This is a genomic window from Rahnella contaminans, from assembly GCF_011065485.1.
Classification (GTDB): Bacteria; Pseudomonadota; Gammaproteobacteria; order Enterobacterales; family Enterobacteriaceae; genus Rahnella; species Rahnella contaminans.
This window is the reverse complement of the sequence record NZ_JAADJS010000001.1, coordinates 1,895,913-1,918,240: the sequence shown is the minus strand read 5'-3', so window position 1 is coordinate 1,918,240 and position 22,328 is coordinate 1,895,913. Positions and strand designations below refer to the sequence as shown.

Below are 22,328 nucleotides of genomic sequence, written 5' to 3'. Positions count from 1 at the left end.
TTAAGAAGCAGACAATAAAGGTATTTGCCCGCTTATGGCCTTACTTAACGACGAAATCCGCGACCATACCGCAGAGTCCGTCCTTTTCGTTCGTCGCGCCGTGATCGCGTTTCTGGTTGTGGCCTTAATGTCTGCCGCTCTGGTCTTCAATCTGTATCATTTGCAGGTCGGAATGCATGATTTTTACCAGACCCGCTCGAATCAGAATGACATCAAAATGCTGCCGATTGCCCCGAGCCGCGGGTTGATCATGGACCGCAATGGCGTGGTGCTGGCGCAAAATATTACGCTTTACCAGATTCAGGTGATCCCCGGAAAAGTGCCGGATCTTAAAGCAACCCTGAATGCACTCAAACCCATTGTCGATCTGACGCAGGACGATCTGGACAGCTTCCATGACGCGATGATTCATGGCCGTCACTTCGCGCAAATACCGTTAAAACTGGCGCTGACCGACGTCGAAGTCGCCCGTTTTTCTGTGAACCAGTTTGATTTCCCCGGTGTTTCAATCAGTACTTATCAGCAGCGTCGTTATCCGTACGGTGCGGAGCTGGCGCATGTCGTCGGTTATGTGTCGAAAATCAACGATAAAGACGCGAAACGCCTCGATGAAGAAGGAATTGCGGAGAACTACGCGGCTGACCACGATATTGGTAAACAGGGCGTTGAAAAGTATTACGAGAATATTCTGCATGGCCGCACGGGTTATCAGGAAGTGGAAGTGGATAACCACGGGCACGTCGTGCGCCTTCTCAAAGAAGTGCCACCGCAGGCCGGGCAAAATATCTACCTGACGCTGGATCTCGGTCTACAGCAGTACATCGAGAAAGTCCTGAAAGGGCAACGCGCCGCCGTGGTGGTGATGGATCCGCGGGATGGTGGCATCAAAGCAATGGTCTCGAGCCCGAGTTATGATCCGAATCCGTTTGTGAACGGAATTTCCAGTAAAGAATACAGCGCGTTGCTGAAAAACCCGGATCTGCCACTGATTAACCGCGTGACACAGGGACTGTATCCTCCGGCCTCGACGGTTAAACCGTTCATGGCAACGTCTGCCTTATTTGAAGGGGTGATTACACCGCAAACCACTTTCTTCGGCGCACCGACCTGGACGCTGCCGGGCACCGAGCGTCATTACCGCGACTGGCTGAAAACCGGCCACGGCCTGCTGAATGTCACCAAAGCCATCGAAGAATCCGCCGATACGTTCTTCTATCAGGTGGCGTATGAAATGGGCATCGACCGCATTCATACCTGGCTGAGCAAGTTCGGTTACGGGCAGTCCACCGGTATCGATCTCGACGAGCAATATAATGGTGTTCTGCCAAGCCGCGAATGGAAGATGAAGGTTCATAAAAAAGGCTGGTATCAGGGGGATACCGTTTCGGTGGGCATCGGCCAGGGTTATTGGGTTGCGACGCCAATCCAGATGGTGCGTGCGCTCAGCGCGCTGGTGAATAACGGCAAACTTGAAACACCGCATCTGCTCTATTCTTCAAAAAGCGGAAAAGTGATTACGCCCTATAAAATGCCGCCGACGCAGCAAATTGCCGATGGCAAATCGCCAATCTGGGGAATAGTGAAAAACGGTATGTTCGGAATGGCGAATTTCCCGAACGGTACCGGTTATAAACTCTTCCACACCGCGCCTTATCAGATCGCCGCGAAATCAGGGACGTCTCAGGTATTCAGCCTGCGCGAGAATCAGGTCTATAACGCCAAAATGACGCCTGTCCGCCTGCGTGACCATATTTTCTATACGGCATTTGCGCCCTATAAACATCCGACAGTGGTGATGGCGCTTATTATGGAGAACGGTGGGGGCGATGGCGTGGTCGCCGGGCCGACGGCGCGCGCCATTCTTGACCATATCTTCCTGCCGCCGCAGGCCACGATGTGTGACCCGGCGAAAGCAGACAATCCGGCAGACTGCGAACAACCGGTACCAACCCCGAATTCACTGGGGTTCAGCGAGCACTGACAGGCTCTTAATCAATCACTGATAACGTGATGTCATTAAATGGCGACAGATGCAGTTTGTTGTGTCGCCATTTGGCGACATTTAAGCAAATGATTAAAAACAACTTTATATTTAAGTAAAAAACATGTTGGGAAATGACGACAGCAAGCGTGATTTTTATGCAAAGATCGCAGCCATTTTTTGAATGAGATCTTCACTGATAAATAAAAGTTGTTAACTATCAGTTACATGTAATTTAAATATTATAACTGGCACGCTTCGTGCTATATTCTGGCAGTTGCTCATTCACCTGATTATGACTTGCTCACGCGAAAGCGTTGATATGCTCATAATGCCCGAATGACGCCAAAGAAACGGTGCCTATCGTTCACCCCACCGATAATCGTTGCGTAAGCACGTTATCAAGCATCGAACGACACGTTGAGTGAGGCACCACCTCTTCCGGTTTGCTGGATATCCATCAGGATATCCAGCAATACCACTCCTTCGGATGCTTCCTGTTTCTTTCAAATCCTCTTTCACAATCTCTGTGACGCACTGGCTGTTCAAACCGTTGTCAGTTAGCATGCTTTATCTGTGGAAAATGAGATGAATGCGTTGAAAAGAGGACGTTTATTCCCCGGTTCTTTACGTCAGCTGGTATTGATGGCGTTCCTGTTAGTTCTGTTGCCGTTACTGGTGCTGGCCTGGCAGGCTTATGACAGCCTCGACCAGCTCAGCCGTCAGGCGGCGCATATTAACCGCACGACATTAAGCGATGCGCGCCGCAGCGAATCCATGTCCAGCATCGCGCTGGAAATGGAACGCAGCTATCGCCAGTATTGCGTTCTCGACGATCCGACGCTTTCCCGCCTTTATCAGAATCAGCATAAACAATATTCGCAGCTGCTGGATGCGCACGCCTCTGTTCTGCCGGATTTACGTTACTACCAGACGCTGCGCACATTGCTGACGCAGCTGACCGAACCCATCTGCCACAATAATGCGCCGGATAATGACTCTTCCGCGCGGCTGGAAAATTTTTCGCGCACGAATGCCGAAATGGTTCAGGCGACCCGTGAAGTGGTCTTTTCCCGCGGCCAGCAACTTCAGCGTGCGATTGCCGAACGCGGCCAGTTCTTTGGCTGGCAGGCGCTGGTGCTGTTTCTGCTCAGCGGGGCGCTGGTGGTGCTGTTTACCCGTATGATTATCGGGCCGGTGAAAGGCGTGGAGAGAATGATCAACCGGCTGGGCGAAGGGCGTAATTTGGGGGATGTCACGCGGTTTAAAGGCCCGCGCGAAATCCGTTCTCTGGTGCAGCGTATCGTCTGGCTGAGTGAACGTCTGGCGTGGCTGGAATCACAGCGACACGAATTTTTACGTCACATTTCCCATGAGCTCAAAACGCCGCTCGCCAGCATGCGCGAAGGCACGGAGCTACTGGCCGATGAAGTCGCCGGACCGTTGACGCCGGATCAAAAAGACGTGGTGGCGATACTCAACAGCAGCAGCCGTCACCTGCAAACGCTGATCGAACAATTGCTCGATTACAACCGCAAACTGGCAGATGCGCCCGCGCTGAGCGTGGCTGTCGATCTGAAAACCTTAGTGAATGACGTCGTGATAGCGAACAGTCTGCCCGCGCGCGCCAAAAAGATCCGCAGCGAAGTCGTTATCGAAGCGTCACAATGTCTGGCGGAACCTACACTGCTTAAGCGCGTGCTGGATAATCTCTATTCCAATGCGGTGCACTACGGGGCTGAATCCGGTACTATTTGGGTCCGCAGCCGGGAAGAAGCAGGGCGGGTGGTTATTGAGGTGGCAAACACCGGAACCCCGATCCCCGAAGCCGAGCGCGTGATGATTTTTGAACCTTTTTACCAGGGTAGCCAGCAACGAAAAGGGGCTGTAAAAGGCAGCGGTCTGGGATTGAGCATTGCTCAGGACTGCATTCGCCGCATGCATGGAGAGCTGCAACTGGTTGCCGTTGAAGGTGCGGACGTTTGTTTTCGCATTGAATTGCCCCTGACGGCTGAGAAAAATTGATAATGATCCTATTTGCAGGCTGGTGCGGCCAATGAACGCATTAACCTTTATGTCGAAATTCGTTTCCCGTCTGGTGCGCGCCGTCGCTCGCCGCCGGGTTCTCCTTCTGAGTGCGCCACTGGCGCTGGCGGGCTGTGTGCAACATTCCGCCGATAACCGTTATTACCAGCAAGTTTCCGACCAGATTGTCCCTGACAGCAAAGTGATCGACTTCCGCATCGCACCCTGCGAAACCCTCTGGGCGCTTGATGACAGCGAAGCGATGACCAACTCACTGTACTGGCTGCGGGCGATGGATTGCGCCGATCGTATGAGCGATGCACAGGCGCGTTTCCAGGCACAGCAGATTTCGGCGACCAACTGGCAGCAGGCTTTCAAACAAAGTATTCTGCTGTCAGGTGCTGAACCGGATCAACAACAGCGCCGCGCATTGCTGGCTAAAGTGAGCGAATTCCGTGGTCAGATGCCGGGATCCATTCGTCCTCTGGTGCAGTTGTGGCGTGAGCGTCAGAATCTGCAAGTTGTGCTCGGTGATGAAAAAGCCCGCAACGCACGCCAGCAGACTGTCAATGAAGACAAACTTCAGCTGATGACTGCCGAACAACTGGTGCTGGAAAATAATTTAGCCGATACCCGCCGCAAGCTGGAAAACCTGACCGATATCGAGCGTCAGCTTTCCTCGCGTAAGCAGATCCAGGGCGATCTGCCGGACAACGACGCGACCTCGTCGTCAAAACCGGCCACCGGATCCACGGTGAAACCGGCAGAAACCTACGTGCCGCCTCCAAAGGAATCGAACGCAAAATGACGATACGTAAAGCAGCCAGCCTGTTGCTGGTGGACGACGATCCCAGCCTGTTAAAGCTGCTGGGCATGCGTCTGACCAGTGAAGGTTTTCGTGTCACCACCGCTGAAAGCGGTGCTGAAGCGTTGCGCGTATTGCACCGTGAACGAATCGATCTGGTGCTGAGCGATTTACGCATGGATGAAATGGATGGCATGGCGTTGTTCGCTGAAATCCAGAAATTCCAGCCGGGAATGCCGGTCATTATTCTGACGGCGCACGGCTCGATTCCCGACGCGGTTGCCGCCACACAGCAGGGCGTTTTCGGGTTTCTCACCAAACCGGTCGACCGCGATGCGCTGTATAGAGCCATTGATGAAGCACTGGCACAGTCCAGCCCGTCGGTGGATGAAAGCTGGCGCGAGTCGATTGTGACCCGCAGCCCGTTGATGTTGCGTTTGCTGGAGCAGGCCAATATGGTCGCGCAGTCTGACGTCAGCGTGCTGATCAACGGCCAGAGTGGAACGGGTAAAGAAGTGCTGGCACAGGCGATCCACGGCGCCAGCCCGCGCGGAAAGAACGCATTTATCGCCATCAACTGCGGCGCGCTGCCGGAACAGTTGCTGGAATCTGAATTATTCGGCCACGCCAAAGGCGCGTTTACCGGTGCGGTCAGCAGCCGTGAAGGGCTGTTCCAGGCAGCCAACGGCGGTACGTTGTTCCTCGATGAAATCGGCGATATGCCGCTGTCATTGCAGGTCAAACTGCTGCGCGTTTTGCAGGAGCGTAAAGTCCGCCCGCTGGGCAGCAATCAGGATATCGACGTCGATGTGCGGATTATTTCTGCCACGCACCGCGATTTGCCTAAAGCGATGGAAAAAGGCGAGTTCCGCGAAGATCTGTTTTATCGTCTGAACGTCGTGAGCCTGAAATTGCCAACGCTGAGCGAAAGGGCGGAAGACATTCCGCTGCTGGCAAATCACCTGCTTCGCGTGGCGGCGCAGCGGCACAAGCCGTTCGTCCGCAGTTTTTCCACCGATGCGCTGAAACGGCTGATGGCGGCGAGCTGGCCTGGCAATGTGCGTCAGTTGGTGAACGTGATTGAGCAATGTGTTGCGCTGACTTCTGCGCCGGTCATCAGTGAAGCGCTGGTTCAGCAGGCGCTGGAAGGCGAGAACACTGCGCTGCCGACGTTTGCCGATGCGCGTAATCAGTTCGAACTGAATTATCTGCGTAAGTTGCTGCAAATTACCAAAGGCAATGTGACGCAGGCCGCCCGTATTGCCGGGCGTAACCGCACCGAATTTTACAAGTTGCTTTCCCGCCACGAGCTGGAAGCCACGGATTTTAAAGAGTAACGGGAATTTACTTTCAGCGGCATCGGGTACATTCCTGCCGCTGAACTATGATACCTTTAGCGCCTTCGCATGCTACGGCATCCGAAACTAGACTGTGAACCATGCTGCCGCTCAGGAAGGCGGAGAGCAAACGAATGATTATAAGGGTCCGCCATGAAAAAGATTGATGCGATTATCAAGCCGTTCAAACTCGACGACGTCCGCGAAGCACTGGCTGAAGTTGGGATCACCGGGATGACCGTGACCGAAGTGAAGGGTTTTGGTCGTCAGAAAGGTCATACCGAACTGTACCGTGGTGCGGAATACATGGTCGATTTCCTGCCAAAAGTAAAAATCGAGATTGTTGTGGCAGATGACATCGTGGATACCTGTGTTGAAACTATCATGACTACCGCGCAGACCGGCAAAATCGGCGATGGCAAAATCTTCGTGTTCGACGTGGCGCGCGTAGTGCGGATCCGCACCGGCGAGCAGGACGAAGAAGCAATCTGATTTCATTGCGCGTCTGAAACAGAAAAGGCTGACATTGCGTCAGCCTTTTTGCTTTTCAGCGCGGGTATTCTCAAAGTCAGATGACTTTATGCGGGCCGAAACATTCGTAGTGAATGTTGGCTTCGGCAATGCCCAGTGCCAGCAGTTGTTTTGCGGCAAACTGCATGAAGCCCACCGGACCGCACAGGTAGAAGTGCATCGCCGGATCACTGATTTTATCGCTGACTTTGCTCAGATCCATTAGTCCCTGGTATTGAAAATCTTCGCCTGGCAAGTCATTCGTCCGGGGCTGGTTATACCAGACATGGCTTTCCAACTGCGGGAGTTGCGTCTGCGCGCTTTTCACTTCACCGGCAAATGCATGAACCGCGCCATTTTCGGCGGCGTGAAGCCACTGAACAGGCGCTTTATGGCCACGCTGCGCCAGCGTGTTGAGCATGCCTAACATCGGTGTCTGACCGACACCGGCGGAAATCAGCGCGACCGGTGTGGCCTCGCCGACATCCATAAAGAAATCACCGTGCGGTGCGGCAACATGAATGATGTCGCCCGGCTGCGCAAAGTGATGCAGGAAGTTGGACACCGCGCCCTGACCTTCACGTTTTACCGCGATGCGGTACGTTTTGCCGTTCGGTGCCTGCGTCAGGGAATACTGACGGATTTCCTGATTTTCCAGGGAAGCATCGCGGATATACACCGCCAGATATTGTCCCGGCTGGAAATCCACTACCGGTAATCCGTCTACAGGTTCCAGCAGGAAAGAGGTGATGAGCTCACTTTGCGGTTGTTTTTCGGCAATACGGAATTCACGGGTGCCGCTCCAGCCACCGGTTTTTTCGGCGCTTTCTTTATAGATTTCTGCTTCACGATTGATAAATACGCCCGCCAGAACGCCGTAGGCTTTGCCCCACGCATCCAGCACTTCCTGACCCGGACTGAACATTTCATCCAGAGTCGCCACCAGATGACCGCCGACAATATCGTATTGCTCAGGCCGGATCATGAAACTGGTATGTTTTTGCGCGATACGTTCAACCGCCGGTAACAGTGCAGCCAGATTTTCAATATTGGTGGCATAGGCGCAGATGGCATCAAACAGCGCCTGACGCTGATCGCCGTTGCGCTGGTTGCTCATATTGAAGATGTCTTTAAGCTCGGGATTGTGTTCGAACATGCGGTCATAGAAGTGTGCGGTCAGTTTCGGGCCGGTTGCTGCGAGCAAAGGAAGGGTGGATTTAACGGTAGCGATAGTGGCTGAATCAAGCATAGTGAACTCCGTGTCTTTTTAAATTTCATTAAACATGTATTTTAAATGCATCTTATATAAATCCACAATTTCTGTAAACACCCCCTAAAGGGGTAAGGGCTTTTTAAGGTGACGTGTGCGGTGAGGGCTGAGTCACAAAGCTGAAATTTGAGCATGTTCAGTTGAAAATTTATCCCTTGATTATGGGCAGAGGTTCGCAGATCAAAGCCTTGCTGTATCTGGAGCCAATCGTTTGCTTAAAAACCTGAAACTGACCCTATCCGAAGGCGGCCTAAACATTTACACTGTTGCGCAGAACCCGGAAGGGGCGTTTATTTTTAGTTTGTTGAGTCAGGAGATGCGGATGTTAAAGCGTGAAATGAACATTGCCGATTATGATGCTGAGCTGTGGGCAGCAATGGAAAAAGAAGTTGTTCGCCAGGAAGAACATATCGAGCTGATTGCGTCAGAAAACTATACCAGCCCGCGCGTTATGCAGGCTCAGGGTTCGCAGCTGACCAACAAATATGCCGAAGGCTACCCGGGCAAACGTTATTACGGTGGTTGTGAGTACGTCGACATCGTTGAACAACTGGCTATCGACCGCGCAAAAGAATTGTTCGGTGCAGATTTCGCTAACGTTCAGCCACACTCCGGCTCACAGGCGAACTTCGCGGTTTACACCGCATTGCTGCAACCGGGCGACACCATTCTGGGGATGAACCTCGGCCATGGCGGTCACCTGACACACGGTTCACCGGTCAACCTGTCCGGTAAACTGTATAACGTAGTGCCTTACGGCATCGACGAAAGCGGCGACATCGACTATGACGACGTTAAGCGTCAGGCCGAAACACACAAACCAAAAATGATCATCGGCGGCTTCTCAGCCTTCTCCGGTATCGTTGACTGGGCAAAAATGCGCGAAATCGCAGACAGCGTTGGCGCGTACTTCTTCGTCGATATGGCACACGTTGCCGGTCTGATTGCTGCGGGCGTTTACCCGAACCCGGTTCCGCACGCGCACATCGTGACCACCACTACGCACAAAACGCTGGCTGGCCCGCGCGGCGGTCTGATTCTGGCGAAAGGCGGTGACGAAGAGTTCTACAAAAAACTGAACTCCGCCGTCTTCCCTGGCGGCCAGGGCGGCCCGCTGATGCACGTGATTGCCGGTAAAGCGGTAGCACTGAAAGAAGCGATGGAACCTGAGTTCAAAACTTACCAGCAGCAAGTGGCTAAAAACGCCCAGGCAATGGTGGCTGTGGTTCTGGATCGTGGCTACAAAGTGGTTTCCGGCGGCACTCACAACCACCTGTTCCTGATGGATCTGGTTGATAAAAACCTGACCGGTAAAGAAGCCGATGCTGCACTGGGTCGCGCTAATATCACCGTCAACAAAAACAGCGTGCCTAACGATCCGAAGAGCCCGTTCGTGACTTCAGGCGTGCGAATCGGTACTCCGGCTATCACCCGTCGTGGCTTTAAAGAAGCTGAAGCGCGTGAACTGGCTGGCTGGATCTGCGACGTGCTGGACAACGTGAACGATGAAGCCACTATCGAACGCGTTAAACAGAAAGTTCTCGACATCTGTGCACGCTTCCCGGTTTACGCGTAATATTTGCGAAGCCGTAAAGCTGCTAAAACCCGCTCCGGCGGGTTTTTTTATGGGCATGTATCAGAATTTGTGAGCTGGCAGACATTACTGGAGTAATAAAGCGTCTGCGGATTGCTAGCGATTGTGAGCTTTGTCAAAGTATTGGCCTCACACCGGAGGATTTATGGAATTGCGTTCCACGCGCTGGCTTGCACTCAGTTATTTCACCTATTTTTTCAGTTACGGTATTTTCCTTCCCTTCTGGGGTTTGTGGCTAAAGGGCGAGGGCATTTCCTCCGAAAGCATCGGCCTGTTGCTTGGCGCTGGTTTAGTCGCCCGTTTTCTCGGCACGTTAATCATTTCGCCTTCCATCAAAGACCCTTCGCATCTCATCACCGGTTTGAGGATCCTGGCGTTGCTCACGCTGGCGTTTGCGGTCGGCTTTTGGTTCGGCAACGGCTGGGCATGGCTGATGATCAATATCGCCGGTTTCAGCCTGTTCTTCGGCCCGCTGGTGCCGCTGACCGATGCGCTGGCGGGCACGCTGCAACGCCAGATCAATATGGATTACGGCAAAGTGCGCGTCTGGGGCTCGATTGCGTTTGTGATTGGCTCGGCGGTCACCGGCAAACTGGTTGAGGTCTACGGGCATAACGCAATCCTCTATACGCTGACGGCTGGCGTGGCGGCAATGCTACTGGGGATGTTGCTGCGCCCGAGTGTGAAACCGGTCGGTGAACCACGAACCAGCGGCGCACCGGCCATTTCATGGAAAGCATTGCTCGGCGAAAAACCGGTCTGGCGGTTCCTGTTATGCGTGACGTTATTGCAGGGCGCACATGCCGCTTACTATGGTTTCAGTGCGATTTACTGGCAGGATGTCGGCTATTCCTCTACCACCATCGGCTATTTGTGGTCGCTGGGCGTAGTGGCGGAAGTGCTGGTCTTTACCTTCAGCAAACAGCTTTTCAGCCGCTGGTCGGCGCGGGATCTGTTGTTACTTTCCGCCATCTGCGGCGTGGTGCGCTGGGGTATGATGGGCGCGTTCACCGGGCTGCCGTGGCTGATTATGATTCAGATTTTACACTGCGGCACGTTCACGGTTTGCCATCTGGCGGGAATGCGGTTTATCGCGGCGCGTCCGCGTGATCAGGTGATCCGTCTGCAATCGGTGTATTCCGCGCTGGCGATGGGCGGCGGCGTGGCGGTGATGACGATGGTTTCCGGCTTCCTGTTCGAGCATCTTCACGCCGGATTATTCTGGGTGATGGCGCTGCTGGCGGTACCGGCGATTTTCCTGCGTCCGCAGGTCACGCCGTCCGTACCGGAGGCGTCAGCCAGCTAGGGCGCTTCGAGCAGCGAGCGGATACGTTTTCGCTGCTCTTTCGCCAGCGGCAGTTGAGTGTGGATGACTAAAGGATCGGCGTCGGTGCTGCGGATGGCGTAAGGTGTGACAATCATCGCCACGCCGCCCGGCGCACCGAACTGATAAAAATCTGCCAGCGTCTGATACTTGATATTGAGCGGCAGCAGCGTGGCTTCGCGCAATTGCTGCTCGACTGCTTCTTCCAGCTGCGGATTGTTATGCGTCAGCAGCAAAATCTGTTTTTCCTGCAAGGCATTTCCCTGCATCAGCCAGGCGCCAAACGTAATCGCCACCAGCCCGATTTCATCTTCTGAAAGACTGATCAGGTATTCGTGTTCAAACCCTTTCAGCGCTTCGCGCGTGGTGCGTACCAGACGCGGATACATCCTGTTCACTTCTTCCTGCATCAGATTATCGATACCAATACCGAAATGGCAGCGCTCAATGGCCGGGCCGAGATGCGCGAAAAGCTGGCCGACCAGCCCTTCGTAGCTGCTGAATTTCATGCCGGCGATTTCCTGAAAGCGCGCCACCATATTTTCAATTTCCAGCAGCAGACGCTGATCTTCCGTCGAACCGGAACTCTGGTAACTGTGGTTTTTTAACATGCGCAGCATCAGGGTAAAAAATTCGCACTCGCAGTCATCCAGCAACCCGTTACTGAGGCTTTGCAGCTGAACATAAATTTCACGCGCTGCTGCGTATTCCGGTTTTTCCCGCAGCCAGCGGCGCTGTTGTTCCGTGAAATTTAAGCCGGTGGGGCGGTCGTTTTGCCATAAACAATACTGGAGGCAAATCTGCATCAGCTGGCGATCGTGCCCGCTGAGCGGTTTGGGCAACAGCGCGCCGCAATCTTCCAGGACCATGCCCAGAATGTCGGTGCGCAGCGCGGCCTTCGGGCAGGTCTGGCCCTCAAACGCGATGTGCAGCCAGGGAATAAAGTGGCGGGAGACGAAATCCGGTGAAATACGTAAGGTGCGGCGTAAGCCCTGAAATAAACACAGACGCTGGGCGAGACTGTCACCCTGAATGCGGCACTGTTTTTCACTGTACTGCAACACATCCAGGTGATGGATGCGCTGAATTTCACAGGTCACTTCCGCCAGATCTTCCCAGGTTGTGGTCAATCCGACGCCGTTAATTTCACTGATGATCTCCAGCTGAACCGCCGTCAGCGGCGCGTACAGCATCAGCAACACGTGGCAGCGGCGTTGCGTAGCGGAAAGCGCAGGGGAGGGCTGTTTTTCTGGATTCATATCACCTGCCAAAAAGGTATCGCCTGAAATTATTAGTCAAGCATAGCAAAGCGGATGCCCGCAATAAGGCCGCGGGATTGGGTTTTACTCCGGCTTACAACTCAGATCACAGATATTTTTGACGACTGCTTAATTGCACAGCAAAATAGTGTTACTAAGTAACAATATCATGGCACTTTATAGGGATGTGACTTTGAATCCGAACAGGAACCGGCCCCTTTTTCGTAATGCAAAACGTCATGCAAAATGGCTGGGATTAGCGCTTTTTTGCCTGCCTGCCAGCGTCATGGCGCACCCGCACAGCTTTATTGATATGCAGACGACGCTGGTGGCCAATGAAACCTCGCTCACCGGGTTGAAAATGGTATGGACGATGGACGAAATCACCTCGGCAGATTTGCTCTACGACGCGCAGAACGCCAAACCCGGTTCCGATATCTGGAAGAAACTGGCGGCTGAAGTGATGGCAAGGGTGCTCAGCCAGCACTACTTCACGGATTTTTATCGTGAAGGAAAACCAGTGAAATACCTCGATTTACCGAGCGAGTATCAGCTGTCGCGTAAAGGCGATCAGGCGGTGCTGGAATTTGTGTTGCCGCTGGCAAAGCCGCAAGTGCTGCAAGGCAAACCGATGGAATTCTCCACCTTTGATCCTTCGTATTTTGTGGATATGACGTATAAAGACAACACCGCGCTGCATCTGCCGCCTGAGCTGGAAAAACGCTGCACGCTGGCGTTGTTTACGCCAAAACCCAATGCCTCGCTGCAAAACTATGCGCTGTCTCTGGATAAGGCTGATGCGCCGCCGGAAGATATGGATCTTGGTCAGCAATTTGCCCAGAAGGTCACACTCGAATGTCATTAATTACAACGCCATCGAAAACCTTTTCCTGGCGGGATTTATGGCCGCTGGCGGTATTTCTGATCCTGCTGACGGGCGGGGCGTTTGCTCTGTTTCATTACTGGCCGCGAATTCTGCTCAGCAGCATTATCTGGCAACGCGAACTGCATCAGGAACTGGCCGGTTTGCTACGGCAGGTGAAAGAAAACCCCATGCAGTCGGGCATAACGCTCGCGGGTTTCAGTCTGATTTATGGCGTGATCCACGCCATCGGGCCGGGGCACGGAAAAATCGTTATCACGACCTATCTGGCGACGCATCCGTCACGCCTGAAAAACAGCCTGAAACTGACGTTTGCCTCGGCGATTGTTCAGGGACTGGTGGCGATTTTGCTGGTCAGTGTGGTGCTTGGCGTTTTACAGCTTTCTTCCCGTCAGCTGCATCAGAGCAGTTTCTGGATGGAGCGGGGCAGTTTCATTCTGGTGATTCTTCTCGGATTATTGCTGTGCTGGCGGGCGCTTAAAAGGGTCTGGCAGACGATAAAAAGTTTGCAGCCAGCACCGGCCATGCGTATCCACAGCCTTTCTCTGCTGGACACTCAGCCGCACGTTCATGACGAGCACTGTGGCTGCGGGCATCAGCATGTCCCGAGCGATCAGCAGCTTCAGGCGGGCGGCGATTTACGTACGCAAATCGCGATTGTGCTGGCGATGGGGCTGCGTCCGTGCTCCGGCGCGATCATGGTTCTGCTGTTCTCCAAAGTGATCGGCGTTTACAGCTGGGGCGTGATTTCTGCCATCACGATGGCTATCGGCACGTCGCTGACCGTGTCGCTCATCGGCGTACTGGTATTTTACAGCCGTTCGCTGGCGGTGAAGCTGAGCGCAACGCGCACCCCTGCGGCCTGGCAGCGGATCACCTGGTCGCTGCTGGCGCTCACCGGCGGGATTGTGTTGCTGGTGGCAGGGATTTTACTCTTCAGCACCGGCGGCGGAGACGTTTCGCCGATCACCGGCGGTCCCTTCAGGGGATAACTTTCGCCGCAGAAATCGCAGGCATAAAAAAACGGACGCCCGATGGACGTCCGTTTTTTTTGGATCTTACGATCCGAAACCGGCGAAATTATCGCTTCAGCGCTTCGCTCAGTTCATCACGCATGGTCATCAGAATACCTTTAACGACGCGTGGGTTACCGGCAACGATGTTACCGGAAGAGAAATGGTTATGGCCGCCAACGAAGTCAGTCACAACGCCGCCTGATTCACGAACCAGCAGCTCGCCACCGGCGAAATCCCAAGGTTTCAGGGCGATTTCGAAGAAACCGTCAACGCGGCCAGCAGCTACGTAAGCCAGATCCAACGCAGCAGAACCGGTGCGACGGAAATCAGCACATTCGGTGAACAGTTTGCCCACGACGTTCATGTAGCTTTTTGCGTGTTGTTTGGCTTTGAACGGGAAACCGGTCGCCAGAATGGTGCCGTCGAGATCTTTCGCGTTAGTGCCGCGCAGACGGTAACCGTTCAGCTGTGCGCCCTGACCGCGGGTCGCGGTGAACAGTTCGTTACGCATTGGATCGTAAACTACCGCGACTTCAGTGCGGCCTTTGATGCGCACGGCGATAGAAACAGCGAAATGTGGGAAGCGTTTAACAAAGTTGGTGGTGCCATCCAGCGGGTCGATAATCCATTGTACGTCTTTGTCTTCGCCTTCCAGCTCGCCACACTCTTCACTGATGATGGTGTGTTTTGGATAGGATTTGCGAATGACATCGATAATCATGTGCTCTGCATCGCGGTCTACATTGGTAACAAAATCGTTGGTACCTTTTTGGGTAGATTCTACAGAGTCTGGCGTTTCGTAATGTTTGGCAATCAGGTTACCGGCCTTGCGCGCAGCGCGCACGGCGATGGTGAGCATCGGATGCATGGATATCTTCCAACTAGGATGTTAAAGAACGGGAATACGGGAAACGGCGCGCAGTATAGCAGGGGTTCTGAAAATTAACTACCGTTGTGTTAGGCTGTTGTGATTTTCCGTCTGGTAAGAGTTCCTATGCTGCCCAATATCCGCATTGTATTAGTAGAAACGTCCCACACTGGCAATATGGGCTCTACTGCCCGCGCCATGAAAACCATGGGTTTATCAAGTCTTTACCTGGTTAATCCGCTGGTAAAACCTGACTCTCAGGCTATCTCTTTGTCTGCCGGTGCCAGCGATGTGATCGGCAACGCCACCATCGTTGATACCCTGGACGAAGCTCTTTCCGGTTGTAGTCTGGTTATCGGTACCAGTGCGCGTTCCCGCACACTGCCGTGGCCGATGCTTGAGCCGCGTGAATGTGGTGAGCACAGTGCCAAAGCGGCACAAACCGCGCCGGTTGCGCTGGTCTTCGGGCGCGAACGCGTCGGGCTGACTAATGAAGAGCTGCAAAAATGTAACTACCACGTCTGTATTCCGGCGAATCCTGAATACAGCTCGCTGAATCTGGCGATGGCCGTGCAGATTATTGCGTATGAAGTGCGCGTGGCTCATCTGGCGTTACTCGAAGCCGCAAAACCGCAGGTAGAATACGAAGAATCGCCGTATCCGCTGGTCGACGATCTGGAGCGTTTTTATCAGCATCTGGAACAGACACTTCTGGAAACCGGCTTCATTCGCCAGGCTCATCCAGGGCAGGTGATGAGCAAATTACGCCGTTTATTCACCCGTGCGCGACCTGAATCTCAGGAGTTAAACATCCTGCGCGGCATTCTGACGTCGATTGAAAAGACTCATAACAACAAAGAATAAGCCTGTTTTTGGGGTTATTAAGGCGACTTTTTGTTATGTGAATCATTGTGTTGCGGTGCCATTACTTTTGGAGGCAAAAACGCCTGTTTTTCCTCAGTGTAATACTTGAGTAAATTACTCGGTTAAATAGTTGACTGATTTACTCGGGAATGTCAGACTCATTTGCATCAACCGCATTCGTGCGTTTTTAAAAGACATTTAAAACAGGTAACCATGCTATGAGACTGACATCCAAAGGCCGTTATGCCGTGACCGCTATGCTCGACGTTGCACTGCATTCACAGGAAGGACCAGTACCCCTGGCTGATATTTCTGAGCGTCAGGGTATTTCTCTTTCTTATCTGGAGCAGTTGTTCTCGCGTTTACGTAAAAATGGTTTGGTTGCCAGTGTTCGTGGTCCGGGCGGTGGTTATCTGCTGGGTAAAGATTCCGGTGATATCGCCGTTGGCGCGGTGATTACTGCCGTTGACGAATCTGTCGATGCGACCCGTTGTCAGGGTAAAGAAGGATGCCAGAACGGCGAACGTTGCCTGACGCACACATTGTGGCGTGATCTGAGCGAGCGCATCAGCGGTTTCCTCAACAACATCACACTGGCAGAGCTGGTCAACAACCAGGAAATCCTGGAAGTGGCCGACCGTCAGAACGGTGAAATCCGTCGTCAGCCAAATGGCCGTCAGATGGAGACGATCAACGTAAATCTCAGAGCGTAATCTCTTCATTTACATTTGATCGATAGTTATAAAAGCCCGTGGGAATTCACATTTCCGCGGGCTTTTGCATTTTCAGACGCCAATACTTACCGTTTAGTGCCCGCAAAACGTCATTTCCCTTTTAAGAATTCGTGAAGCCGTTTTAAACTGGGTGTCGTTTTTTAAATTCTTTCGTTCGCAACAGAACGCGCAGTCCGGAGCTTGCCTGCCATGAAATTACCTATTTATCTCGATTACTCTGCCACTACGCCGGTTGATCCGCGCGTCGCTGAGAAAATGATGCAGTGTCTGACACTGGACGGTACTTTCGGTAATCCGGCTTCCCGTTCTCACCGTTTTGGCTGGCAGGCAGAAGAGGCTGTGGATGTGGCGCGCAACCAGATTGCCGAGCTGATTAATGCCGATCCGCGTGAAATCGTATTCACTTCTGGTGCGACAGAATCCGATAATCTGGCGATCAAAGGTGCCGCGCACGCGCAACGCGAAAAAGGCAAACACATTATTACCAGCCAGACTGAGCATAAAGCGGTGCTTGATACCTGCTATCAGCTGGAAACTGAAGGTTTTGACGTTACGTATCTGGCACCCCAGGCTGACGGTTTTATCGCGCCGGTGGCGATCGAAGCCGCGATGCGTCCGGATACGATCCTGGTATCTATCATGCAGGTGAATAACGAAATCGGCGTGGTGCAGGATATCGCGACCATTGGCGAACTGTGCCGCAGCCGTGGCGTGTTGTTCCACGTGGATGCGACCCAGAGTGTGGGGAAAATTAATATAGATCTCAGCGAGTTGCCGGTCGATTTGATGTCGTTTTCCGCGCACAAGATTTATGGCCCGAAAGGCATCGGCGCGTTGTATGTGCGTCGCAAACCGAAAGTCCGCATCGAAGCACAAATCCACGGCGGCGGTCATGAGCGCGGTATGCGTTCAGGTACATTGCCGGTACATCAGATTGTCGGAATGGGCGAAGCGTATCGTATCGCAAAAGAAGAAATGGCCGCTGAAGTGGTGCGTCTGACCGCACTGCGCGATCGCCTGTGGAAAGGTATTCAGCAGCTTGATCAGGTGTTTCTCAATGGCGCACCGGAACATGCTGCGCCAAATATTCTCAACGTCAGTTTTGCCGATGTTGAAGGTGAATCCCTGATTATGGCGCTTAAGGATCTGGCGGTGTCGTCTGGCTCAGCCTGTACGTCCGCCAGCCTTGAACCCTCTTACGTGCTGCGCGCGCTGGGACTAAGCGAAGAGCTGGCACACGGCTCAATCCGTTTTTCTCTCGGGCGCTGGACGACGGAAGAAGAAATTGATTATGCGGTTGCGCTGGTGGTGAAATCAGTCCGCCGCCTGCGTGAATTGCCCCCTGTTTATACGAAATGAAGTGCCACCCGCTGAAAGGGTGATTTGCCTGTCATTGATAAAGAATATTCATTGAAGATAAAAACAATCAGGAGTCCTGTTATGAGTTCCGAAGTAACGACCAATGAAGCGATGTCCGTTTTCCTTTCGTCTGAGCCCGCTGATGCACGCTGGGGCGAAAAGGCAATCCTGAGCACGGATTCCGCCGGTATGACCATTCATCTGAAAGACGGTGACGCGCTGACCGCAATTTCACGTGCTGCACGCCGCATCGACGGTCAGGGCGTGAAAAACGTCAGACTGGCGGGTGAGGGCTGGGATCTGGAAAACAGCTGGGCATTCTGGCAGGGCTTTCGTGGTCCGAAAGGCACCCGCAATGTTGAATGGGCCGAATTGTCTGAAGATGACGCGAACACGCTGAAACAACGCCTCAAAATCATCGACTGGGTACGTAATACGATTAATACCCCGGCGGAAGATTTATCTCCTGAACAACTGGCCACCCGCGCCGTAGATTTAATGTGTGAGTTTGGCAACGAGAAAGTCAGCTACCGCATCACCAAAGGCGACGATCTGCGCCAGCAAAGTTATATGGGTATCCACACTGTGGGCCGTGGCTCTGACCGTCCGCCGGTCCTGCTGGCACTGGATTACAACCCGAGCGGTGACGCGGATGCCCCGGTGTATGCCTGTCTGGTCGGCAAAGGGATTACCTTCGACACCGGTGGTTACAGCCTGAAACCGAGCGCTTCCATGGATTCCATGAAAGCCGATATGGGCGGTGCCGCCACCCTGACTGGCGCACTGGCACTGGCGGCGGCAAATGGCCTGAACAAACGTGTAAAACTGTATCTTTGCTGTGCGGATAATATGGTCAGCGGTAACGCACTGAAACTTGGCGATATTATCCGTTACCGTAATGGCAAAACTGTTGAAGTCATGAACACTGATGCCGAAGGCCGTCTGGTGCTGGCCGATGGCCTGATCGACGCGTCTGCGCAAAACCCGGAACTGATTATTGATGCGGCAACGCTGACCGGCGCGGCTAAAACGGCGCTGGGTAACGATTACCATGCGCTGTTCAGCTTTGACGATGCACTGGCAGGCGAACTGCTGGAAAGCGCGAAAGCTGAACACGAACCGTTCTGGCGTCTGCCGCTGGAAGAGTTCCACCGTTCACATCTGCCGTCTAACTTTGCCGAGCTGAACAACATTGCCGGCCCTGCGCACACTGCGGGCGCGAGCACGGCGGCAGCCTTCCTGTCTCATTTCGTGACTGAATATAAGAAAGGCTGGCTGCACATCGACTGTTCTGCCACTTACCGTAAAAGCGCGGCGGATCTGTGGTCTGCCGGTGCAACAGGTCTGGGCGTGCGTACCGTTGCTAACTTATTGTTAGCCAAAGCGAAGTAAGTTTCAGAAAGTAATGAATGCATGATGCACAACGGGGCGCTTAACGGCGCCCCGTTTTATACGATTAGCGGAGTTAAGAATCATGAGTGTCCCACACGATCATCTTCCTGCTGGCGCAGCGGCGACTGACGGTGAAAACGAGCTGGAGCGCCTGCTTCGTCTGTCGGTGACCGCACCGGCCTGGCGTCCGGCGTTTTACCAAACCTTGCTGGAATCTACCGTTTTTGTGCTGGGCGATGCAGGGCAGGATGAGGCTGAAAAGCAGGGCAGTGTGGCGATCACCGCTGGCAGTGAACTGAATATTTTGCACTGGGAGAAGCAGGACGGCAGTTCGATCATTCCTTTCTTCTCGTCAGTTGATGTGCTTGAAAAAGCCAGCGCGGGCGAAAGCCCCGACGAGCAGGCGTTTGTTGCGTTGCCTGCCCGTGTGTTATTTGAAATGACGCAGGGCGATGAGCTATTTCTGAATCCTAAATCCGAATACGGAAAGGAATTCACGCCAAACGAAGTCACGCTGCTGCTGAGCAACGGCGGATTGCATGCGCCGTCTGAGCTGGTGCTGGACAAAGAGAGTCAGTTACTGATTGGTCAGCCGGAAGAATATCCTTCAGCAATGATTGATGCGCTAACGACGCTGTTTACCCAGAAAAAACCGGTGCGCCGGGCATTTATGGCGCTGATCCACGATAAAGCGGTGGACGACCAGCCGAACCTGCTGATTGGTTTGGAAGCGGATGGTGACGAGCAGGAAATCGATGCGCTGATCCGTGAGGCGGGCAATGTGGCGAGTGAAACCTCTCCCGACGATCGTCCGGTGGATTTCTGCATAGTTTCTGAAAAGGAACGCGGTATCAGCCATTATCTGATCAGCCACACCCAGCCTTTTTATCAGCGCAAGTGGGGAAGCTGGTTACGGAACATTATTCCGTCGTCGGGCCAGGCATAAATTTGCGGATAAAGCAGGGCAGAGCATCGTTTTGCCCCCGTTTTGTTTAAGGGAAATGGGCGGTTTGGGTGCGATAGTGAATCAATGACACATTTTTTTAATTAAATGTTGTGATTCGGGTAGGCAATCTTAACTTCGCTCCCTATAATCACCGCCATTTTACGGCAGGTATAACATTAAATTAACCGGCCCTACCTATAAAAGTCAGACAGAGGTTTTTTCATGACTATCGAACGTACTTTCTCCATCATCAAGCCAAACTCCGTAGCCAACAACGACATCGGGGCTATCTACGCACGTTTCGAACGCGCTGGTTTCACCATCATCGCGTCTAAAATGCTGAAGCTGACTAAAGAACAAGCTGAAGGCTTCTACGCAGAACATAAAGGCCGTCCTTTCTTCGACGGTCTGGTTGAGTTCATGACCTCTGGCCCGATCATGGTTCAGGTTCTGGAAGGCGAAAACGCTGTTCAGCGTAACCGTGACATCATGGGCGCAACTAACCCGGACAACGCTCTGGCAGGTACCCTGCGTGCAGACTTCGCTGACAGCTTCACAGCTAATGCGGTTCACGGTTCTGACGCTGTAGAATCTGCACAACGCGAAATCGCTTACTTCTTCACCGAAAGCGAAATCTGCCCGCGTTAAGATTTTTGGGCAAGCTTCGCTGGAAGATGTGCCGCAAATTCGCAAGAATTTTGTAACAGTCACTTTCCAAACATGGCAACTTTGCCCTAAAATTTGTACAATGTTGCGCCCCGAATGAGCCAGCCTCTTCGGGGCGCAATTTATTTGCAGGCCGCCAGTTTCCGAAAAAGTGCCGGCTCTGCACTTCCAATACGCCATAACGTGTAACAACGAGGCCATTTTTCATCATGTTAGAATCAAACACGCCCGAGCATATCTTGTCTGAGAACACTCCCTTATCCGCAGAAGCCGTGAACACTGTTGTGCCGCCTGCTGCCGCAAAAATTAACCTTCTGGATCTGAACCGCAAACAAATGCGTGAGTTTTTTATCAACATGGGCGAGAAACCGTTCCGTGCTGATCAGGTCATGAAGTGGATGTACCATTATTGCAGCGATGATTTCGAGCAAATGACCGATATCAATAAGCCACTGCGTGAAAAACTGGCCCGCGTTGCAGAAATTCGTGCGCCTGAAGTGGCGTCCGAACAACGCTCAACCGATGGCACCATTAAATGGGCTATTCAGGTAGGCGGACAGTTGGTCGAAACCGTGTATATCCCGGACGGCGACCGTGCGACGCTTTGCGTTTCTTCTCAGGTAGGTTGTGCGCTGGAATGTACTTTCTGCTCAACCGCCCAGCAGGGCTTTAACCGTAACCTGCGCGTGTCCGAGATTATCGGCCAGGTATGGCGTGCGGCAAAAATTATCGGTGCCGCAAAAGTGGCCGGTACACGACCTATCACCAACGTGGTGATGATGGGCATGGGCGAACCTTTGCTGAACCTGAACAACGTGGTTCCGGCAATGGAAATCATGCTCGACGATTTCGGGTTTGGTCTGTCAAAACGTCGCGTTACGCTCTCCACCTCAGGTGTTGTGCCTGCGCTGGATAAACTCGGCGATATGATTGACGTGGCTCTGGCCATTTCTCTGCACGCGCCAAATGACGCCATCCGCGACGAAATCGTCCCGATTAACCGCAAATACAATATCGATACTTTCCTTGCCGCTGTTGAGCGTTATATCGGTAAATCCAACGCCAATCAGGGCCGCGTGACCATCGAATACGTCATGCTCGACCATATCAACGATGGTACAGAACATGCGCATGAGCTGGCAGAACGTCTGAAAAATACGCCTTGCAAGATTAACCTCATCCCATGGAACCCCTTCCCGGGCGCACCCTATGGCCGCAGCTCCAACAGCCGTATTGACCGTTTCTCGAAAGTGCTGATGGATTACGGTTTCACGGTGATAGTACGTAAAACCCGTGGCGACGACATTGATGCCGCATGTGGGCAGCTGGCGGGTGACGTAATCGACCGTACTAAACGTACGTTGAAGAAAAAAATGGCAGGCGAGCAGCAGATTTCCGTAAAAGCCGTGTAGTCGCCATAAGCCGTAAGGTGTACGAGGGGGCACTGTGCAGTGCGGGTAAGCCCCCCGTTTTGTTGTCGATGGCAAGATAAAGG

19 protein-coding genes are annotated in these 22,328 nt (G+C 53.2%); 16 read left to right on the top strand and 3 right to left on the bottom strand.

Annotated elements, in window-relative coordinates; all coding sequences use genetic code 11:
- Window positions 1-34: 34 nt before the first annotated feature.
- The 5 genes from mrdA to glnB all read left to right on the top strand — a co-directional run bounded on the left by mrdA (window position 35) and on the right by glnB (window position 6,640).
- Entirely contained in the window at window positions 35-1,981 is a 1,947-nt protein-coding gene (gene mrdA, locus GW579_RS08500; RefSeq protein ID WP_152324588.1) for a penicillin-binding protein 2, read from the top strand.
- A 588-nt stretch (window positions 1,982-2,569) separates the two neighbouring features.
- Window positions 2,570-4,006, top strand: a complete 1,437-nt coding sequence (locus GW579_RS08495) for a sensor histidine kinase (RefSeq protein WP_165058511.1) — start codon at window positions 2,570-2,572, stop codon at window positions 4,004-4,006.
- 31 nt (window positions 4,007-4,037) lie between these two features.
- Entirely contained in the window at window positions 4,038-4,814 is a 777-nt protein-coding gene (qseG, locus tag GW579_RS08490) for a two-component system QseEF-associated lipoprotein QseG (protein ID WP_235937325.1), read from the top strand.
- Window positions 4,811-6,148 carry a two-component system response regulator GlrR gene (glrR, locus tag GW579_RS08485; RefSeq protein WP_152324586.1) on the top strand — a complete coding sequence of 446 codons (1,338 nt, stop codon included), beginning with the start codon at window positions 4,811-4,813 and terminating at the stop codon, window positions 6,146-6,148. The genes qseG and glrR overlap by 4 nt, the downstream gene beginning before the upstream one ends.
- A 153-nt stretch (window positions 6,149-6,301) precedes the next feature.
- Entirely contained in the window at window positions 6,302-6,640 is a 339-nt protein-coding gene (glnB, locus tag GW579_RS08480; RefSeq protein ID WP_013574351.1) for a nitrogen regulatory protein P-II, read from the top strand.
- A gap of 76 nt (window positions 6,641-6,716) precedes the next feature.
- On the opposite strand, the gene hmpA is transcribed toward glnB, so the two are convergent.
- Window positions 6,717-7,907: an NO-inducible flavohemoprotein gene (gene hmpA / locus GW579_RS08475; protein ID WP_165058509.1), complete on the bottom strand. Its 1,191-nt coding sequence runs from the start codon at window positions 7,905-7,907 to the stop codon at window positions 6,717-6,719.
- A gap of 343 nt (window positions 7,908-8,250) precedes the next feature.
- On the opposite strand from hmpA, the gene glyA reads away from it, so the two are divergent.
- Complete coding sequence (gene glyA / locus GW579_RS08470; protein ID WP_152324584.1) at window positions 8,251-9,504, top strand: serine hydroxymethyltransferase; 1,254 nt, start codon at window positions 8,251-8,253, stop codon at window positions 9,502-9,504.
- Window positions 9,505-9,667: 163 nt separating this feature from the next.
- Window positions 9,668-10,828, top strand: coding sequence for a 3-phenylpropionate MFS transporter (locus GW579_RS08465; RefSeq protein WP_165058507.1), 1,161 nt, complete (start codon window positions 9,668-9,670; stop codon window positions 10,826-10,828).
- On the opposite strand, the gene csiE is transcribed toward GW579_RS08465, so the two are convergent.
- Window positions 10,825-12,105: a stationary phase inducible protein CsiE gene (csiE, locus tag GW579_RS08460; RefSeq protein ID WP_165058505.1), complete on the bottom strand. Its 1,281-nt coding sequence runs from the start codon at window positions 12,103-12,105 to the stop codon at window positions 10,825-10,827. The two genes, GW579_RS08465 and csiE, sit on opposite strands and share 4 nt — an antisense overlap.
- Window positions 12,106-12,391: 286 nt before the next feature.
- Here csiE and GW579_RS08455 point away from each other — a divergent pair, with 286 nt between their 5' ends.
- Together GW579_RS08455 and GW579_RS08450 are read left to right on the top strand one after the other, a co-directional pair.
- Window positions 12,392-12,970, top strand: coding sequence for a DUF1007 family protein (locus GW579_RS08455; RefSeq protein WP_235937357.1), 579 nt, complete (start codon window positions 12,392-12,394; stop codon window positions 12,968-12,970).
- The gene (locus tag GW579_RS08450) at window positions 12,961-13,980 is read left to right on the top strand and encodes a nickel/cobalt transporter (RefSeq protein ID WP_165058503.1); all 1,020 of its coding nucleotides are present in this window, start codon (window positions 12,961-12,963) and stop codon (window positions 13,978-13,980) included. Before GW579_RS08455 ends, GW579_RS08450 begins: the two co-directional genes overlap by 10 nt.
- Window positions 13,981-14,068: 88 nt before the next feature.
- Here the strand turns inward: GW579_RS08450 and suhB are convergent, their stop codons facing one another.
- Entirely contained in the window at window positions 14,069-14,872 is an 804-nt protein-coding gene (gene suhB, locus GW579_RS08445) for an inositol-1-monophosphatase (protein WP_104921062.1), read from the bottom strand.
- A 126-nt stretch (window positions 14,873-14,998) separates the two neighbouring features.
- Here suhB and trmJ point away from each other — a divergent pair, with 126 nt between their 5' ends.
- The 7 genes from trmJ to rlmN all read left to right on the top strand — a co-directional run bounded on the left by trmJ (window position 14,999) and on the right by rlmN (window position 22,245).
- Window positions 14,999-15,736 (top strand): tRNA (cytosine(32)/uridine(32)-2'-O)-methyltransferase TrmJ, encoded by a 738-nt coding sequence (trmJ, locus tag GW579_RS08440; RefSeq protein WP_152324579.1) that lies wholly within the window; start codon window positions 14,999-15,001, stop codon window positions 15,734-15,736.
- Between the two features lie 218 nt (window positions 15,737-15,954).
- Complete coding sequence (gene iscR, locus GW579_RS08435; protein ID WP_101076364.1) at window positions 15,955-16,449, top strand: Fe-S cluster assembly transcriptional regulator IscR; 495 nt, start codon at window positions 15,955-15,957, stop codon at window positions 16,447-16,449.
- 210 nt (window positions 16,450-16,659) lie between these two features.
- Complete coding sequence (locus tag GW579_RS08430) at window positions 16,660-17,829, top strand: IscS subfamily cysteine desulfurase (RefSeq protein ID WP_165058501.1); 1,170 nt, start codon at window positions 16,660-16,662, stop codon at window positions 17,827-17,829.
- 81 nt (window positions 17,830-17,910) lie between these two features.
- Window positions 17,911-19,221, top strand: coding sequence for an aminopeptidase PepB (gene pepB / locus GW579_RS08425; protein ID WP_165058499.1), 1,311 nt, complete (start codon window positions 17,911-17,913; stop codon window positions 19,219-19,221).
- Window positions 19,222-19,303: 82 nt separating this feature from the next.
- A complete protein-coding gene (gene sseB / locus GW579_RS08420) occupies window positions 19,304-20,167 on the top strand; it encodes an enhanced serine sensitivity protein SseB (protein ID WP_152324577.1) in 864 nt (287 codons plus the stop codon).
- Window positions 20,168-20,389: 222 nt separating this feature from the next.
- A complete protein-coding gene (ndk, locus tag GW579_RS08415) occupies window positions 20,390-20,815 on the top strand; it encodes a nucleoside-diphosphate kinase (protein ID WP_013574367.1) in 426 nt (141 codons plus the stop codon).
- A gap of 227 nt (window positions 20,816-21,042) precedes the next feature.
- Window positions 21,043-22,245, top strand: a complete 1,203-nt coding sequence (rlmN, locus tag GW579_RS08410) for a dual-specificity RNA methyltransferase RlmN (RefSeq protein ID WP_152324576.1) — start codon at window positions 21,043-21,045, stop codon at window positions 22,243-22,245.
- The last annotated feature ends 83 nt before the right edge of the window (window positions 22,246-22,328 follow it).